This window comes from Solitalea canadensis DSM 3403 (assembly GCF_000242635.2).
In the GTDB taxonomy this organism is placed as follows: domain Bacteria; phylum Bacteroidota; class Bacteroidia; order Sphingobacteriales; family Sphingobacteriaceae; genus Solitalea; species Solitalea canadensis.
Genome location: NC_017770.1, coordinates 1520133 through 1534899 on the forward strand (window position 1 = coordinate 1520133; position 14767 = coordinate 1534899).

The window sequence follows — 14767 nt, forward strand, 5'->3', positions numbered from 1 at the left end:
TACTATTCTGGCTTTAGATTTCATTTCCAAACCTTATAACCATAAATTCATGTCATTAAAAGGAAAAGTTGTAATCATTACAGGCGCTTCATCAGGAATTGGAAAAGCTTGTGCTGAAGAATTTGCAAAGCAAGGAGCTAACCTTGTTCTGGGGGCACGTCAGTATGTTGCTTTATGTGAAATTGGTCAACAGTTAGAGACTCAATATGGTGTACGCGTTGTTGCGGTTGCTTGTGATGTAACACAAGAAGATCATTGTAGAACACTTATCGGTCAGGCAAAACTTACTTTCGGAAAGATCGATGTTTTAGTTAATAATGCGGGAATATCCATGCGTGCACTTTTTAAAGATCTTGACCTGAATGTGTTAAGACAAGTGATGGATATCAATTTTTGGGGAACGGTTTACTGTACTAAATATGCGTTGCCTGATATCATAACGAGTCAGGGTTCAATAGTAGGAGTTTCTTCAATTGCCGGTTATAAAGGATTACCAGGACGAACAGGTTATTCAGCCTCTAAGTTTGCCATGCAAGGGTTTATGGAATCACTGCGCGTCGAAAACTTAAAGAATAATGTTCATGTGATGGTTGCGTGTCCGGGCTTTACTGCTTCGAACATACGTAATGTAGCTTTGAATAAAAATAATGAGCAACAAGGCGAAACATCAATGGATGAAGGTAAAATGATGTCGGCAGATGAAGTGGCGAAGATCATCGTAAAAGGCGTAGAAAAACGTAAACGCGATTTGATCATTACCGGACAGGGAAAACTAACCGTTTGGTTAAGCCGCTGGTTCCCTGCATTAACCGATAAATTGGTGTATAATCATTTCACAAAAGAGAAGGATCCGTTGCTTAAATAGTTTTTTAGTCTTGAGTCCAAAGTCTAGAGTTCCAAGTTTTTAATTATTGACTCAAGACTCCGGACTCAAGACTCTCAATTTTTGACTAAACTATGCTTGCTTTAATTGCTACATTATCTGCTTCCTTTACATCTGCTGATGTAAAAAAGGTTAAGGAAATTCCGTACGTAGAAACTGACGATTTCGATGATGAAAGGAATCGCTTGGATGTGTATGCTCCGGCGAATGCTCAAAATGCTGATGTGCTGATTTTTGTGCATGGAGGTGAGTGGGATACGGGGAATAAAAATATCTATGGTCGTTTGGGAATCAATTTTGCCAAAAGGAATATCGTTTTTGTGGCTATCAATTATCGACTTGCACCAACGTTTAGTTATGAAGACATGGGTCTTGATGTGGCAAGGGCGATAAAATGGGTGTACAATAATATTGAGAATTATGGTGGAAATGCGTCACGTATTTTCTTATCCGGACACTCAGCTGGGGGCTACCTTTCGGCGTTAACAGGTTTGGATAACAGGTACTTTCAGCAAGCAAAGATCGGAAACCCGCTTAAAGGATTAATTCTTATTGATAGTTTCTTGCTCGATTTGTATGAGTTTTTTACCATAAACGGGATTGAGTTTGGTAAAAAGTATTATCCGATTTTTGGTGATCATGAACAAAGCTGGAAAAAGGCGACACCAATCAATTATCTGAAAAATTGTAAACTTCCGATCCAGGCATTTTTAGGTTCATTAACCTATCCGGGAATTTTAATCGGAACTGAAAGGTTAAGAAAACAGTGCGAGCTTGAAGGAGTAAAGCTTGAGTTTAATATTATCTGGAAAAAAGCGCATCGGGCAATGATATCACAAATGTTCATGTCAAAAAATCCAATGTATAATTACATAATTGATTTCATGAAAAGAACTGGCTAATGTTCTTCCGATTTTAGAATAACCAATGGCAATGCAACTTCTTCATGGTGATTGAGCTTATCCAGTTCGATTAATGCATGTCCGTTTTGTTTCTTTATCATAGGAATAAAACGAGCTCCCCAAACAATATCCTCTGTAATATAAGAATAACGGGCATAGACGGTCTGCGAGTAGATTTCATCAAAGGATTTTAGGGATACCAGCAGCTCCATATCGCTCTCTTTTAACATTTGAGCTGTGTAACCATAAATTAAGCTGTTTTCATCAAACGGATGAACAACCGTCCAGCTCATTGGGAAGAAATTGACCTTTGTACGCTCTAATGGTAGTTCAAAAAAACGCCTGACCATTTGCCCATTTTCTTCTACCATTAGCGATAGAATCACCAATAGTTCAGTTTCAATTAGCTGCGTTTTGCGGCCATTCACCATTCTGAACATTAATCCTTGTCCGCCTTTGTAGGGTGCTACTAATAAATTATCACTAAAAAGAATCTTAGCTGCAGGGCGGGAGAAACGCCCATATAGAAGTCCGGTTGCTAAAGCAAAGCCTAATAGACCTAATAAACACTCAAAAGCGGCAACACCACTCATCCAATAGTTGCTGGGACTTAAATGACCGTAACCAACTGTTGACAGGGTTTGTGCACTAAAGAAAAAACAATCAAGGAATTGCTCTAGTAGTTCATGACCACGGGCGCCGTTCAAATATTCGGTGCCAAGCATCAAATAAAGACAGGCAAAGAACGTGTTTATTAAGATAAACCAAAGGAGAATTACAACGCTAAATTTACTCCAGCTCATCGTAATGAGCGAATTGTAAACATCCTCAAGGGTTAGGCGCTCATGGCCACTATGTTTAACGTTAAAGCTGCCATCTGTATTTAAAGAGCGATTATTGCCGGTAAGCTTTTCGCTAAACCCCAAATCGTGTAGCTCGTCTTTCACAAACCGTTGCTTTATCCTGGCAAATTTCATGATGTCTTGTTAATGTAAAGGTCTGCGCTTAATCATACCACCTTTTGTTTCATTGATACTGTGCATGATCACAAATGCACGCGGATCAATACGCTCAATTTCAGAATTTAATTTAGAAACTTCCAAACGTGTAATAACGGTGAAAATAATGTCAATTTCTTTGCTTTGGTATACATTTCCTCCAAAACCTCTTTCGCCTTTATAAATGGTTACGCCGCGGCCTAATTTTTGAATGATGGCTTCTTTAATGTCATCACTTTTAATAGAAATGATGGTTACACCAGTATATTCTTCAATACCCTGAATAATAAAGTCAATCGTTTTTGCTGCCGACAGGTAGGTTAAAATAGAATACATGGCAGTTTCAATACCAAGTAAAAATGCCGCCAGGGCGAAAATCATGATATTTATGATAAGGATAATATCGCCTATCGTTAATGAAGATTTACGTGTAAGATAGACGGCCATAATTTCTGTTCCATCAATTACTGCACCACCTCTTACAGCCATTCCAATACCTCCACCCAATAAAAAACCACCAAAAATGGAAATGAGCAGTTTATCGGTAGTAACTACCGGAAATTTAAAAGTAGAAAGGATGATAGCTAAACCGGCAATAGCCAATAAGGTCATTAACGCGAATTTTTTTCCAATTTGCTTATAACCCAATATTACAAAGGGAATGTTTAAGACAAAGATTAGTAAAGAAATAGGGATCCCGAAAACATGATTAGCAAGCAGCGACAAACCGGTAACACCACCATCAATAAATCCATTTGGAATCAGGAAACTTTCAAGCCCGAAAGCGGCAGAGAAAATTCCAAGTATAATAAGGGCAATATTTATAAGGTTTTTTCGGGCACTTAGGCGACGGACAGTTTTACTTTTACTTACAGGCATACTAACAAAAATATTGGATTCAAATTGTAAAACATAATTGTGATGAAGAATAAAAGCCCAATCCTGCTGTTTAAACAAGACAGGGCCTTAAAAAAGCAAATCAAATAGTTGGTCAAATAAGTTTAATTAGTAAAAGCTAATTTACTGTATAGGTGAAACCTAACTTCGTTAATCCGGCCTGAATTTCAGGAGCACTCATGAATAATTTCCACAGCAAACCTGTTCTGTAATTTTCTATCATAGGAGCGACGGTACATTGGTCAATCGCTAAATATCCATCAGAATACCAGTTGTCGGTTTCGCTAAATGCATCATAAAACCCATAAGGCCCCCATAATTTATCTCCTTTTTGGTGATAGAAGTATTTAAGCGCCTGCATAGATTCTTTAGAGGTGTAAGGAAAACTAGATAATGCAGCAGTTGGTGTTATTACACCAAGATCGTTATTGGGAGCATGTGCAGAATAACCTTTGGGCGAATAACTTGCTGTTAGTCCCCAACAACTATCACTATATCCTTTAAAATGTTTAGGGTTAGCAACACAGTAAGCGAAATCGGATAAAGCATGGTTTTTGGTTACTTCCCAATAATCAGCATATTTATCCTTTGATCCTTTTGGACAAAAACCGATGTAGGAATAATGTGCCCAGAAAAGAGGACCTCCGGTTTCTTCTGCATAATTATGTTTAAGGTATAATTTATATCCGTAAGGAGCAGCATCAGAAACGATTGTACCTTTTCTGGCCCAGCCATTATGATAAGCACTTGCCGGAATGGGATAAGTAGGGGATGAAGCTGCCAGTATATAGGTAATTAAACATTCATTATAGCCTTCAAGCGGAAAATTCATTTGCCATTGATACTTTGGTGACCAGTGCCAGTATAATACATCTTTACCTTGCTGATAAAATGAAAACTCCATTTCTCTCCATAACTTATCAATTTTTGCTGCCAGTTCTTTTTCACGTTCGTTACCATTTTGAAAATATTGACGCGCGCAAATCAATCCTTGCATTAAGAATGAACTCTCTACTAAATCTCCTCCGTCGTCTTTGGTGCCAAAAGGTTTTACTTTCCCCGTTGGTCCATCGATCCAATGTGACCATACACCATGAAATCGATCTGCTTTTGCCAGATAATCCACTATTTTGTGAAACCGTTCAACGCCTTGCTTCCGGTCAATGAATTTCCGGTCTATGCCAACAATAAGCCCCATAATACCAAAACCAGAGCCACCAGTGGTAACCACATCTTTATCATTCAAAGGATAATCACCCTTAGGATGAATTCGTTCCGGAGCAAGTCCGGAAGTAGATTCAGCGCCATTCCACATATAGTTTAAATGTACTTTCTGTATGGAATCTAAAAAAGCATCCTCAGAAGCAAAAGTTTGGGGTCGGTTTTCTTTTTTGGATGTGCATGCACATATCAAAGGGGCTATAAGTGATAGTAGAAGTAATATCTTTTTCATTAGAGGTATCTTGAAAAGATAAAAATACGATGTACAATTTAGTACAAATCAAACTAAAATCAGTTTTTGTTGATTAGTTGACAGGTTGTCATTAAACTACAAAACCCGGTATGTTTAACCGGGTTCGTAAGAGAGCATGGTTATACCATTATTTAACTTTTATTAATTTATTGTTCTCGTCGAAATACAACTTTTTCTTATCCGTTCCCTTGGTAATAGCTACCTCGTAAATGGCCTTTTTCTGATTGTTTTTATACCATTTCTGAATTTCATCTGATTTTACTGCATATCCAGGATAGGTGTTTGCGATATAAGTTGGTATTGCTCTAGGGAGCTTACCATTTGTTATGTATTCTTTTGCAGTAAGTAATTTGCCCTTGCTATCATAAGTTGCGTCCATTGAAATTTCTTTACCACTCATTTTCAATGAATAGTATTGGATGTCCATACTTTTGGGAACAGGATTTTTGGTGATAACCTGCCAATCGGATTCATAAACACTAGCTGGGATTGAATAAACCTCTTTTAAGCTGGCGTTCGGAAAATCCTTTTTCACGGATGCTACCACTGCTGCTGGTAATTCTTTTTGATCTACCTTTTTGGCATCAAATAATACTTTTGAAGATTGTTCTGACTGTGCGAATGCGGAGCCAGAAAATACGATGGAAATTAAAGTTAAAAGTCGGAGCGTAGTTTTCATATTGTATGTTTTTTTGTTTAGAGTTACTTTAAGTTATCGAAATTTTACCTAAAACAAAAAAATAAGCACATATTTAAATCTAAGGCTATTAATACTGATTTTAAACACTTTGGATATAATATAACTGGACACCCAGCAAGAAAATCAATTATTTTTCACATCATTATTTGCATTTAAAAAATACATTTCTCATTTTTGGGCAAATCGAAAAATGAAACAAACAGTATTAAATAACAATTGGTGGTGGCGTAGCATAACTTGCATACGGTAGCCTCCCTGTTATTTAATTTACCATCAAGATATTTTATGAAGGGTTGCCGTATTCCGGCAACCCTTTTTTTTGTGTTTGCCCCCACAAAAAAAGTGAACCGGAAAAGGTAGCGTGTAATTTATAACTCAAACAACAAATCATAAGGGGAATAAATGAAATATGAAAACTATACTGAAACACTTATTTGAAGGACAAACGTTTTCAAAAGAAGAATCAAAACAGGTGCTTGTTGATTTGGCTTTAGGAAAATACAATACTTCGCAAATGGCCGCATTTATGACTGCTTATTGTATGCGAAGCATTACGGTAGACGAGTTAGAAGGTTTCCGCGACGGGATGCTTGAATTATGTTTGCAGGTATCGCTTCCATCTGATCAATTGATCGACTTGTGTGGTACAGGTGGCGATGGCAAAGACACTTTTAATATTTCTACTTTATCGTCGTTTGTTGTTGCCGGAGCGGGATATAAAGTATCCAAACACGGTAACTACGGGGTGTCATCAACCTGTGGTTCATCTAACGTAATGGAATACTTGGGATATCGTTTTGTAAATGACCAGGATAGTTTAAATCGTTCCTTAGACGAAGCCAATATTTGTTTTCTTCATGCTCCATTATTCCATCCAGCAATGAAAACCGTTGCCCCAATCCGTAAAGAATTAGGTGTAAAAACGTTCTTTAATATGTTAGGGCCAATGGTAAATCCGGCTAAACCTAAGTTTCAATCGGTGGGTGTTTTTAGTCTTGAATTAGCACGTTTATATGCATATCTCTATCAGAAAACCGATAAACATTATATGATCATCCATACGCTATCTGGCTACGATGAGATTTCTTTAACAGATCCATTTAAGGTATTTTCCAATAATGGAGAAGCATTGTATAATCCTGAAGTTTTTGGTGGAACATTAAATGCCCAAGATTTGACCGGAGGTGAAACCATTGCTGAATCGGCAACAATATTTATGAACGTTCTGAATACTGAATGTACACTGGCTCAACAAAAAGCAGTTTTAGCAAATTCTGCAATGTCGATTAAATGCCTTGAAGAAGGTAAAACACTTGAAGAGTGTTATGCAATTGCAGAAGATTCATTGCTTGGAAAAAAAGCCCTGGACAGTTTTAAAAAATTACTGAATAGTCAACCTGTAACGGCTTAAATGATGAAAATAAAAATATGCGGCATGAAACACCGTGATAATATTATTGAAGTAGCTACACTGCAGCCGGATTATTTGGGCTTTATATTTCATCCCGGCTCTCCACGCTTTGTGGATGATCTTTCCGTATTAAAAGCTGTTCCAGCTTCTATAAAGAAGGTGGCCGTATTTGTAAATGAAAGCCTCGAAAAGGTAATGGATTTGGTGGCTCAATATGATTTTGATGCTGTACAACTTCACGGATCTGAAAAACCGGATTATTGCTCGCAATTAAAATCGCCAACAGTGGAAGTTATTAAAGCTTTTGGAGTGGATGAATCATTTGACTTTAATCAGTTAAAAAGATATAAAGATGCATGTGATGCATTCTTGTTCGATACAAAATCAGCTCAATATGGTGGTACGGGGCTGGCTTTTAATTGGCAATTATTAAAACAATATGACCAGTCAAAGCCGTATTTTTTAAGTGGTGGCTTAGGAATTGAAAATAGTAACGATATAGCATCATTTAACAGTTCCGGTGGAAATATCGGCACGCTAGATTTTAATAGCAAGTTAGAGGTATCTCCCGGACTAAAGGATGTGGAGAAAGTAAGAGAAGTAATTAATAAAATGAGAAATCTATAATTGTTAAATCTAATGCAGGTTTACAATTAAACATATAAAAACATGGGAAATACCAAGATCAATTATTACGTCGACGAACGCGGTTATTACGGTGAATTTGGAGGGGCTTATATTCCGGAAATGTTATACCCTAACGTTGAAGAATTACGTCAAAACTACCTAAACATCATCAATGATCCGGATTTTCAAAAAGAATTTAAGGAACTGCTAACTGATTATGTTGGACGCGAAACGCCATTGTTCTTTGCTAAACGTTTATCAGATCGTTACGGGGCTAATGTTTATTTAAAACGTGAAGACCTTAATCATACGGGTGCTCATAAAGTAAACAATACAATCGGTCAGATCTTGTTGGCTGAGCGTCTTGGAAAGAAACGTATTATCGCAGAAACTGGTGCAGGCCAGCACGGAGTAGCAACAGCAACTGTTTGTGCCTTACGAGGTCTGGAATGCGTTGTTTACATGGGAGAGATCGATATAAAACGCCAGGCGCCAAATGTGGCTCGTATGAAAATGCTAGGCGCAACTGTAAAGCCAGCAACTTCAGGAAGTAAAACGCTAAAAGACGCTACCAATGAGGCTATGCGTGATTGGATCAATAATCCGGTGGATACTCATTATATTATTGGTTCGGTGGTAGGGCCTCATCCTTATCCGGATATGGTTGCCCGTTTTCAATCGGTAATAAGCGCTGAGGTAAAAAGTCAGTTAAAAGCAAAGATCGGTACAGAATTGCCAGATTATGTATTGGCGTGTGTGGGTGGTGGAAGTAATGCCATGGGTGCATTTTATCATTTTTTGAATGATGAATCAGTAAAATTAATTGCTGCCGAAGCCGCAGGACATGGTGTAGATTCCGGAAAGTCTGCTGCAACTACAATTTTAGGGAAAGAAGGTGTGCTTCATGGAAGTCGTTCATTATTGATGCAAACTGAAGACGGTCAGGTGGTGGAACCTCACTCTATTTCAGCCGGTTTGGATTACCCAGGAATTGGTCCTCAGCACGCTCATTTATTTAAAACTGGCAGAGGAACTTATGTCGCAGTTACCGATGATGAAGCTATGCAAGCGGGCAAACTGCTAGCTCAGTTGGAAGGAATAATTCCGGCTATAGAATCATCTCATGCATTAGCTTATCTTGAAAAAATGAACTTCAAAGGAGGCGAAAATGTAGTAGTTTGTTTATCGGGCCGCGGCGACAAAGATTTACAAACCTATATGGATTATTTTGGATTTTAAGGGATGGAGTGTTATAGGTTACGTGTTGCGGGTTTCGGGTTACGAGTTGATAACAAAATAGGAATTAATTGTTAATTAACATATTGTAAATCAATTAATTATCGGTTTTATATTCAATATTTAACTCGGAACTCGCAACTCGCAACCCGTAACTCGCAATCCGCAACCCTCAACCCATAATTAAATTAAAAAACATGAACAATCGACTGATCGAACTATTCAAACATAAAAATAAAGACCTGCTTTCTGTTTATTTTACAGCAGGTTATCCGCAGTTAAATGATACGCTCACCATTGCTAAAGCGCTTGAAAAAGCTGGAGCTGATTTTTTGGAGATTGGGTTTCCTTATTCGGATCCGGTAGCTGACGGTCCAACTATTCAGAACAGCAGCCAAAAGGCATTAGAAAATGGAATGACATTGAAGGTATTGTTCCAACAACTGGAGAATCTACGTAAGGAAATTTCAATACCTATTATTTTAATGGGTTATGTAAATCCTGTTATTCAGTATGGTGTTGGACGTTTTTGTGAAGACGCTGCCAAAGTAGGAGTGGATGGAGTTATTGTCCCGGATTTGCCAATGTATGAGTATGAAGAACTGTACAGAAATACATTTGAACAAAATAATTTAAGTAATATCTTCCTGATAACCCCACAAAGCTCAGATGAGCGTATTCGTAAAATTGATGAATTAAGCACCGGATTTATTTACGCCCTATCGTCTTCATCTACAACAGGTAATAAATTACAAGTTGATGGTTCGCAAATAGATGCGTATTTTGATCGTCTTAAAGGACTTCAGCTTAAAAATCCTTTAATGATTGGCTTTGGGATTAATGACCGTAAAAGCTTTGAAAAAGCCTGTACATCGGCTAACGGAGCAATTATTGGTAGCGCTTTCGTTAAAATTTTGGACAACGGGTTCAACGAGCAACAAATCAGTGATTTTGTAAAGGCAATCAAGTAGCTGAAACAGTTATCAAAAATCTACGTTCAATAAAAAATATGACCTTATTACAGAGCACCATTAAAAAACGTTTATTTAATCCCTTTACCGCCTTTCTTAAAACAGAACAGGCATCAGGTATCATTCTTATCGTTTGTACACTTGTTTCCATTATTGTGAGTAATACGCAATGGGGAGAAGCCTATATTCATTTTTGGCATGAGAAAATTGGTGTAGCCGGTTTTGGCGCTGAATTTAAATTGAGTGTAGAACATTGGATTAACGACGGTTTAATGGTTGTTTTCTTTTTGGTCGTTGGACTCGAAATAAAACGTGAACTCTTAACTGGAGAGTTGTCTTCTGTTAAAAAAGCGTCATTGCCATTAATAGCTGCCTTAGGTGGAATGGTGGTACCTGCCATTATCTATTTTGCTATTAATAAAGGAACTCCAACCGAACACGGATGGGGGATTCCAATGGCTACAGATATTGCGTTTGCATTAGGAATACTATCCTTGTTAGGTAAACGAGTGCCGGTAAGCTTAAAGGTGTTCTTAACAGCATTGGCCGTTGTTGATGATTTGGGGGCAATTTTAGTGATCGCAGTTGTTTATACGCAAACTGTGGTTTTACAAAGTTTATATATAGCATTAGGCATATTCGTTTTTCTATTGGTGTTAAATCGATTAAAGGTGGCTAATATTTTCATTTATTTGCTCGGAGGAGCATTCATGTGGTATTTTATGCTAAAGTCGGGGGTACATGCAACCATAGCAGGTGTTTTATTGGCAGCCGCTATCCCAATGAACTCTCCTTATTCCAATCATTCACCTGCCGAATTGCTTGAACATAGCCTGCATCAGTTTTCTTCATTTGTTATTATGCCACTATTTGCATTGGCTAATACATGCATAGTCTTTAATACCAATGTTTTTTCTATTTATGGTACCGAGCTTGGCTTGGGTATTATCTTAGGTTTATTGTTAGGGAAACCGTTAGGCATTGCAGGGTTCTCATTTCTGGCTGTAAAAACTAAAATTGCGTCGTTACCTGCTAATGCTGGTTTCAAAAAAGTTATTGGAATTGGATTTTTAGGAGGGATTGGGTTTACCATGTCTATATTTATTTCAATATTGGCCTTCAAGGAAATAGAAATACAAACATTTTCTAAAATTGCTGTTTTAACCGGGTCAATGCTCTCGGGCTTGCTCGGCTACATTTTGATCTACATGGGAATAAATAAAAAGCAGGTGGATGTAGCAACAGAAGAATTAACAGAATAAAAAGATCCCCGATAACCTAAATTATCGGGGATCTTTTTATAACCAATATCTTGGATAGCGCCTTTTACTACTCAGATTATTAAATATCAGTGCAATTGCTACTAAAGTAACAGATCCGACTAAAATAGGGCTGAATATAAAATTCCATTTGGCTCCGGTAAGAATAATTACCAACGGATTGGCTCCTGCAGGAGGGTGAATGGTTCGGGTCATCTGCATAACTGCAATTGAAATGCTTACTCCCAAGGCTAGTGAATACCAAGTGTTCCCCATTAAATAAAAACAGCATAAACCTATAACAGCAGCAATTAAATGTCCTCCAATGATGTTTCTTGGTTGAGCCAATGGACTATCGGGAACGCCAAATGCCAATACACATGTTGCTCCGAATGGTGCAATAAGTAATGGAGTAGCAGTTGAATGTGATAATAAAGTGATTAATGAAATGGCGAGCAATCCACCTAAAAGTGAATAAATAGCGTGTGAGACATGTGGTGCACTTGGGCTTCGTTCAGCTGTTTTAAATTTAGCAATATACTTTCTGGGCATTAATTAATACGTTGAGTGCTTTTTAATGTAAGAACTTGTTTTTTTGGCCTGCAAAAATATTTTATAAGTCCTTAACATCAAAGTTTTGTTTTTGTTTGAAATAATTTAATATTTCAATTCTAACACTTTATTAGCAATTGCTAAACCTCCGGATTTACCGATTTCACTATCAAACTGATAATGAATGCCTCCATAAACTCTGGATATTGCAGCCTCATCTGCCATACTGTTAAAGCTTGTAAACGACCTGGGACTAAAGCCATCGTCTATTTTTTGATTATCGGTAAACGCATAACTTTCACCGAAATAATCTGCCAACAGTATGCTTGTTGCACTGGTAAACGACGCATTTTCAGAAAAATAGGAAGGAAAAGGAGGTGTACCAATTAAAGGCATCCAATTTGAATCTATATATCGCTGGATATAACTAACGGGTCTGATCAGGTTATCCCTATATTTAACTTGCCAGCACAAGATTCCGGCGTCGTTTAATGCAATACCCACTTTAGCAAATAGTTGCGAAGCTTTATCTAAGCTTAAATTATTATCCTTTATCAATTGTGAAGTAATGGCGATCATATGTCCCGGAGGTGTAAATGTTCCGGTTCCGTCGGCCCAATATCTTGCAATAATGGTTTCTTCAGAAGTTAAGGTATTCCCCTTTTGATAAACCGCATCGGCACTTTGATAAAAAGCAGAACCCGAAGTTGCAGAGAATGCAGGTGCGGCGGCAATTTGACCAGCCACTTGTTTGTTGGCTTTGATCAAATAACGGTTTTTACCCCAATAGGGAAGCATAGCACTTTGAAACAATGGCGGAGTAGGAATCCAAAGTCCGGCACCTTGCGGAGGGGTATAATTAATGGGGAAATTATTAAGATAAGCTCCTTGTCCGCCATCAGATGCACCCCATAAATAGATTGCATTGGCCATCAGTTTTCCAAACTGAATCGAACGGTCAATTTCTTCCTGACTAAAATCGGTTGTAGATAACTCAAGCAGATTTTCTGTTTCCAGGGCATCAATCATATCCAGGTGTTCCTGAGAAGCATTGCCAAAAAGACTTCTGATAACATCTGCCATGGCTGCATTGGCTGCAATGGCCCAGTTGTACCTGAGATTTTCTTCATGCGACGGAAGATAGGCTAGTCCATCAAGCTGACCACTTAGCGAAGTGCCATTCTCCATTCCTCGCACTACCGTTTCATGTAAAGTTATTCCGGTGTAAGCTATTGCTCGAGCAGCAATAGGAGGGGTAAAGCCTGGAGTTTCTTTCAATAATTTAAGTTCCATATTGTACCAGGATACAGGAACAAAAGACCCCCATTGGGATGCATCAATCTTTACTGGTCCCGGATTTCCACCCTCATCTTTTTTACAAGATTGAACCACTAATAAAAAAATGAATACAAAAAAATAGACACGTAAACTTGTAAACTTCATATGAGCGTAATAGGTTATTAAATAAATATAAGCTTTCTGAGCGATAGATACTACCCCAAAATGATAGATTTTCGCAACTTATTTTTTAAAAATACCTATTACAAATATGTGATGCTGAAGGTATTATTATTGAGCAATACCTATTTGTTTTAATAATGTTTGATTGTCCCAGAATAATGATTCTTCTATCATTTTGCCATCTTTCCAATGGCCAATTGTGCACATTGCCAGTTTAAAGGATTTGCCGGTTGGAGGAATTGTCTTACCATTTCCTATTGGCATTGGCTGTGAAAAAGTACCGGTAATATATCCGGTTACGCACGTCCAATCGCCTGAGCCAAATTTTATCGGATGTTCTGTAATCTTCGTATCGGGAGCAAATACAAACATCGGCTTTAAAGCTGTAATATGGGTTGCAATGTCCTTGGTTTGACTTCCGTCGGGGTAAGTTACCAGGATATTATTGTCATGGCTGATATTCAACAAGTCCCACTTTTGGTTGCTATAAACATCAAAATCCAATGAATCGAAACGGGTGAGATACAGTTGTGTCTTTTCCTTATCCTCTTTGTACATGGTCAGTTCTTTTTCCAAAGAATCTACCTTAGCTTGTAAATTAGCTTGACCACCTGGTGATTTTGAACAAGCATAAATAGCCATCGTTACCAGGAATAATGAAACGAACGTTTTCATAATGCCTCCTTTTTATAAAAGTTATGATCGTTATTTGGGTAAGAAAAGCAGAAGATAACTAAAGTTAACAAAAAAAACGGAAGGTTAAATGGATAAAATTCCCTTACCCTGACGAACAATCTCCATCTCTCCGTCAGTGCAATCTACTACTGTTGAGGCTTCATTGCCTCCATATCCTCCATCGATAACGATATCAACTAAATCCTGGTATTTCTCATAAATAAGCTCTGGATCTGTTGAATATTCCAAAATTTCGTCGTCATCATGAATTGAAGTTGAAACAATCGGGTTTCCAAGCTGATTGACGATTTCACGAGCTATGTTGTTATCCGGAACGCGAATACCAACCGTTTTCTTTTTACTATTTAAAAGTTTAGGGACCTGGCCGCTGGCATTGAATATAAAAGTAAAAGGTCCCGGCAAATGGCTTTTTAGTACTCTGAACAGCGTTGTGTCAACCGGTTTGGTGTAATTACTCAAATGACTGAGATCATAACAGATAAAGGATAAATTAGCTTTTTCAGGCTTTAGTCCCCTTATCTGGCAAACTCGTTCAATCGCTTTTTGATTTGTAATATCACAGCCCAGCCCATATACAGTATCTGTAGGGTAAATAATAACACCGCCTTTTTTTAAGCATTCAACTACTTGTTCAATTGCTCTGGGATTTGGATTTTCAGGATAGATTTTTAATAACATGTTATAAACGGAGTAATTCTAG

At 37.8% G+C, this 14767-nt stretch carries 15 protein-coding genes; 7 read left to right on the forward strand and 8 right to left on the reverse strand.

Features of this window, described 5'->3' with window-relative positions; genetic code table 11:
- The first annotated feature begins 49 nt into the window (after window positions 1-49).
- Both SOLCA_RS06160 and SOLCA_RS06165 read left to right on the forward strand, forming a co-directional pair.
- Window positions 50-865: an SDR family oxidoreductase gene (locus SOLCA_RS06160; protein ID WP_014679581.1), complete on the forward strand. Its 816-nt coding sequence runs from the start codon at window positions 50-52 to the stop codon at window positions 863-865.
- 92 nt (window positions 866-957) lie between these two features.
- Entirely contained in the window at window positions 958-1785 is an 828-nt protein-coding gene (locus tag SOLCA_RS06165) for an alpha/beta hydrolase (RefSeq protein WP_014679582.1), read from the forward strand.
- Here the strand turns inward: SOLCA_RS06165 and SOLCA_RS06170 are convergent.
- The 4 genes from SOLCA_RS06170 to SOLCA_RS06185 all read right to left on the reverse strand — a co-directional run bounded on the left by SOLCA_RS06170 (window position 1782) and on the right by SOLCA_RS06185 (window position 5833).
- Complete coding sequence (locus tag SOLCA_RS06170) at window positions 1782-2762, reverse strand: ion channel (RefSeq protein WP_014679583.1); 981 nt, start codon at window positions 2760-2762, stop codon at window positions 1782-1784. The two genes, SOLCA_RS06165 and SOLCA_RS06170, sit on opposite strands and share 4 nt — an antisense overlap.
- 9 nt (window positions 2763-2771) lie before the next feature.
- Window positions 2772-3662: a YitT family protein gene (locus SOLCA_RS06175; protein ID WP_014679584.1), complete on the reverse strand. Its 891-nt coding sequence runs from the start codon at window positions 3660-3662 to the stop codon at window positions 2772-2774.
- A gap of 136 nt (window positions 3663-3798) precedes the next feature.
- On the reverse strand, window positions 3799-5133 hold the full coding sequence (locus SOLCA_RS06180; RefSeq protein WP_014679585.1) for a glucoamylase family protein: 1335 nt from the start codon (window positions 5131-5133) through the stop codon (window positions 3799-3801).
- 148 nt (window positions 5134-5281) lie between these two features.
- A complete protein-coding gene (locus SOLCA_RS06185) occupies window positions 5282-5833 on the reverse strand; it encodes a PepSY-like domain-containing protein (protein ID WP_014679586.1) in 552 nt (183 codons plus the stop codon).
- A 430-nt stretch (window positions 5834-6263) separates the two neighbouring features.
- Here SOLCA_RS06185 and trpD point away from each other — a divergent pair, with 430 nt between their 5' ends.
- The 5 genes from trpD (at window position 6264) to nhaA (ending at window position 11361) form a co-directional block, all read left to right on the forward strand.
- Complete coding sequence (gene trpD / locus SOLCA_RS06190) at window positions 6264-7265, forward strand: anthranilate phosphoribosyltransferase (RefSeq protein WP_014679587.1); 1002 nt, start codon at window positions 6264-6266, stop codon at window positions 7263-7265.
- Window positions 7266-7268: 3 nt separating this feature from the next.
- Window positions 7269-7892 (forward strand): phosphoribosylanthranilate isomerase, encoded by a 624-nt coding sequence (locus SOLCA_RS06195; RefSeq protein ID WP_014679588.1) that lies wholly within the window; start codon window positions 7269-7271, stop codon window positions 7890-7892.
- Window positions 7893-7934: 42 nt separating this feature from the next.
- On the forward strand, window positions 7935-9131 hold the full coding sequence (trpB, locus tag SOLCA_RS06200) for a tryptophan synthase subunit beta (protein WP_014679589.1): 1197 nt from the start codon (window positions 7935-7937) through the stop codon (window positions 9129-9131).
- A gap of 194 nt (window positions 9132-9325) precedes the next feature.
- The gene (gene trpA, locus SOLCA_RS06205) at window positions 9326-10099 is read left to right on the forward strand and encodes a tryptophan synthase subunit alpha (RefSeq protein ID WP_014679590.1); all 774 of its coding nucleotides are present in this window, start codon (window positions 9326-9328) and stop codon (window positions 10097-10099) included.
- Window positions 10100-10137: 38 nt separating this feature from the next.
- Entirely contained in the window at window positions 10138-11361 is a 1224-nt protein-coding gene (nhaA, locus tag SOLCA_RS06210; RefSeq protein ID WP_014679591.1) for a Na+/H+ antiporter NhaA, read from the forward strand.
- Window positions 11362-11397: 36 nt separating this feature from the next.
- Here the strand turns inward: nhaA and SOLCA_RS06215 are convergent, their stop codons facing one another.
- The 4 genes from SOLCA_RS06215 to SOLCA_RS06230 all read right to left on the reverse strand — a co-directional run bounded on the left by SOLCA_RS06215 (window position 11398) and on the right by SOLCA_RS06230 (window position 14745).
- A complete protein-coding gene (locus SOLCA_RS06215) occupies window positions 11398-11910 on the reverse strand; it encodes an HPP family protein (protein WP_014679592.1) in 513 nt (170 codons plus the stop codon).
- A gap of 105 nt (window positions 11911-12015) precedes the next feature.
- Complete coding sequence (locus SOLCA_RS06220) at window positions 12016-13353, reverse strand: vanadium-dependent haloperoxidase (RefSeq protein WP_014679593.1); 1338 nt, start codon at window positions 13351-13353, stop codon at window positions 12016-12018.
- A gap of 126 nt (window positions 13354-13479) precedes the next feature.
- Window positions 13480-14046, reverse strand: coding sequence for an ester cyclase (locus SOLCA_RS06225; protein WP_014679594.1), 567 nt, complete (start codon window positions 14044-14046; stop codon window positions 13480-13482).
- Window positions 14047-14130: 84 nt separating this feature from the next.
- Complete coding sequence (locus SOLCA_RS06230) at window positions 14131-14745, reverse strand: L-threonylcarbamoyladenylate synthase (protein ID WP_014679595.1); 615 nt, start codon at window positions 14743-14745, stop codon at window positions 14131-14133.
- Window positions 14746-14767: the final 22 nt, after the last annotated feature.

Coding starts and splice junctions, on each gene's coding strand:
- SOLCA_RS06160 (WP_014679581.1), top strand. CDS start 50: ATGTCATTAAAAGGAAAAGTTGTAATCATTACAGGCGCTTCATCAGGA.
- SOLCA_RS06180 (WP_014679585.1), bottom strand. CDS start 5,133: ATGAAAAAGATATTACTTCTACTATCACTTATAGCCCCTTTGATATGT.
- SOLCA_RS06195 (WP_014679588.1), top strand. CDS start 7,269: ATGAAAATAAAAATATGCGGCATGAAACACCGTGATAATATTATTGAA.
- SOLCA_RS06185 (WP_014679586.1), bottom strand. CDS start 5,833: ATGAAAACTACGCTCCGACTTTTAACTTTAATTTCCATCGTATTTTCT.
- SOLCA_RS06230 (WP_014679595.1), bottom strand. CDS start 14,745: ATGTTATTAAAAATCTATCCTGAAAATCCAAATCCCAGAGCAATTGAA.
- SOLCA_RS06225 (WP_014679594.1), bottom strand. CDS start 14,046: ATGAAAACGTTCGTTTCATTATTCCTGGTAACGATGGCTATTTATGCT.
- SOLCA_RS06170 (WP_014679583.1), bottom strand. CDS start 2,762: ATGAAATTTGCCAGGATAAAGCAACGGTTTGTGAAAGACGAGCTACAC.
- trpD (WP_014679587.1), top strand. CDS start 6,264: ATGAAAACTATACTGAAACACTTATTTGAAGGACAAACGTTTTCAAAA.
- nhaA (WP_014679591.1), top strand. CDS start 10,138: ATGACCTTATTACAGAGCACCATTAAAAAACGTTTATTTAATCCCTTT.
- SOLCA_RS06215 (WP_014679592.1), bottom strand. CDS start 11,910: ATGCCCAGAAAGTATATTGCTAAATTTAAAACAGCTGAACGAAGCCCA.
- trpB (WP_014679589.1), top strand. CDS start 7,935: ATGGGAAATACCAAGATCAATTATTACGTCGACGAACGCGGTTATTAC.
- SOLCA_RS06175 (WP_014679584.1), bottom strand. CDS start 3,662: ATGCCTGTAAGTAAAAGTAAAACTGTCCGTCGCCTAAGTGCCCGAAAA.
- SOLCA_RS06220 (WP_014679593.1), bottom strand. CDS start 13,353: ATGAAGTTTACAAGTTTACGTGTCTATTTTTTTGTATTCATTTTTTTA.
- SOLCA_RS06165 (WP_014679582.1), top strand. CDS start 958: ATGCTTGCTTTAATTGCTACATTATCTGCTTCCTTTACATCTGCTGAT.
- trpA (WP_014679590.1), top strand. CDS start 9,326: ATGAACAATCGACTGATCGAACTATTCAAACATAAAAATAAAGACCTG.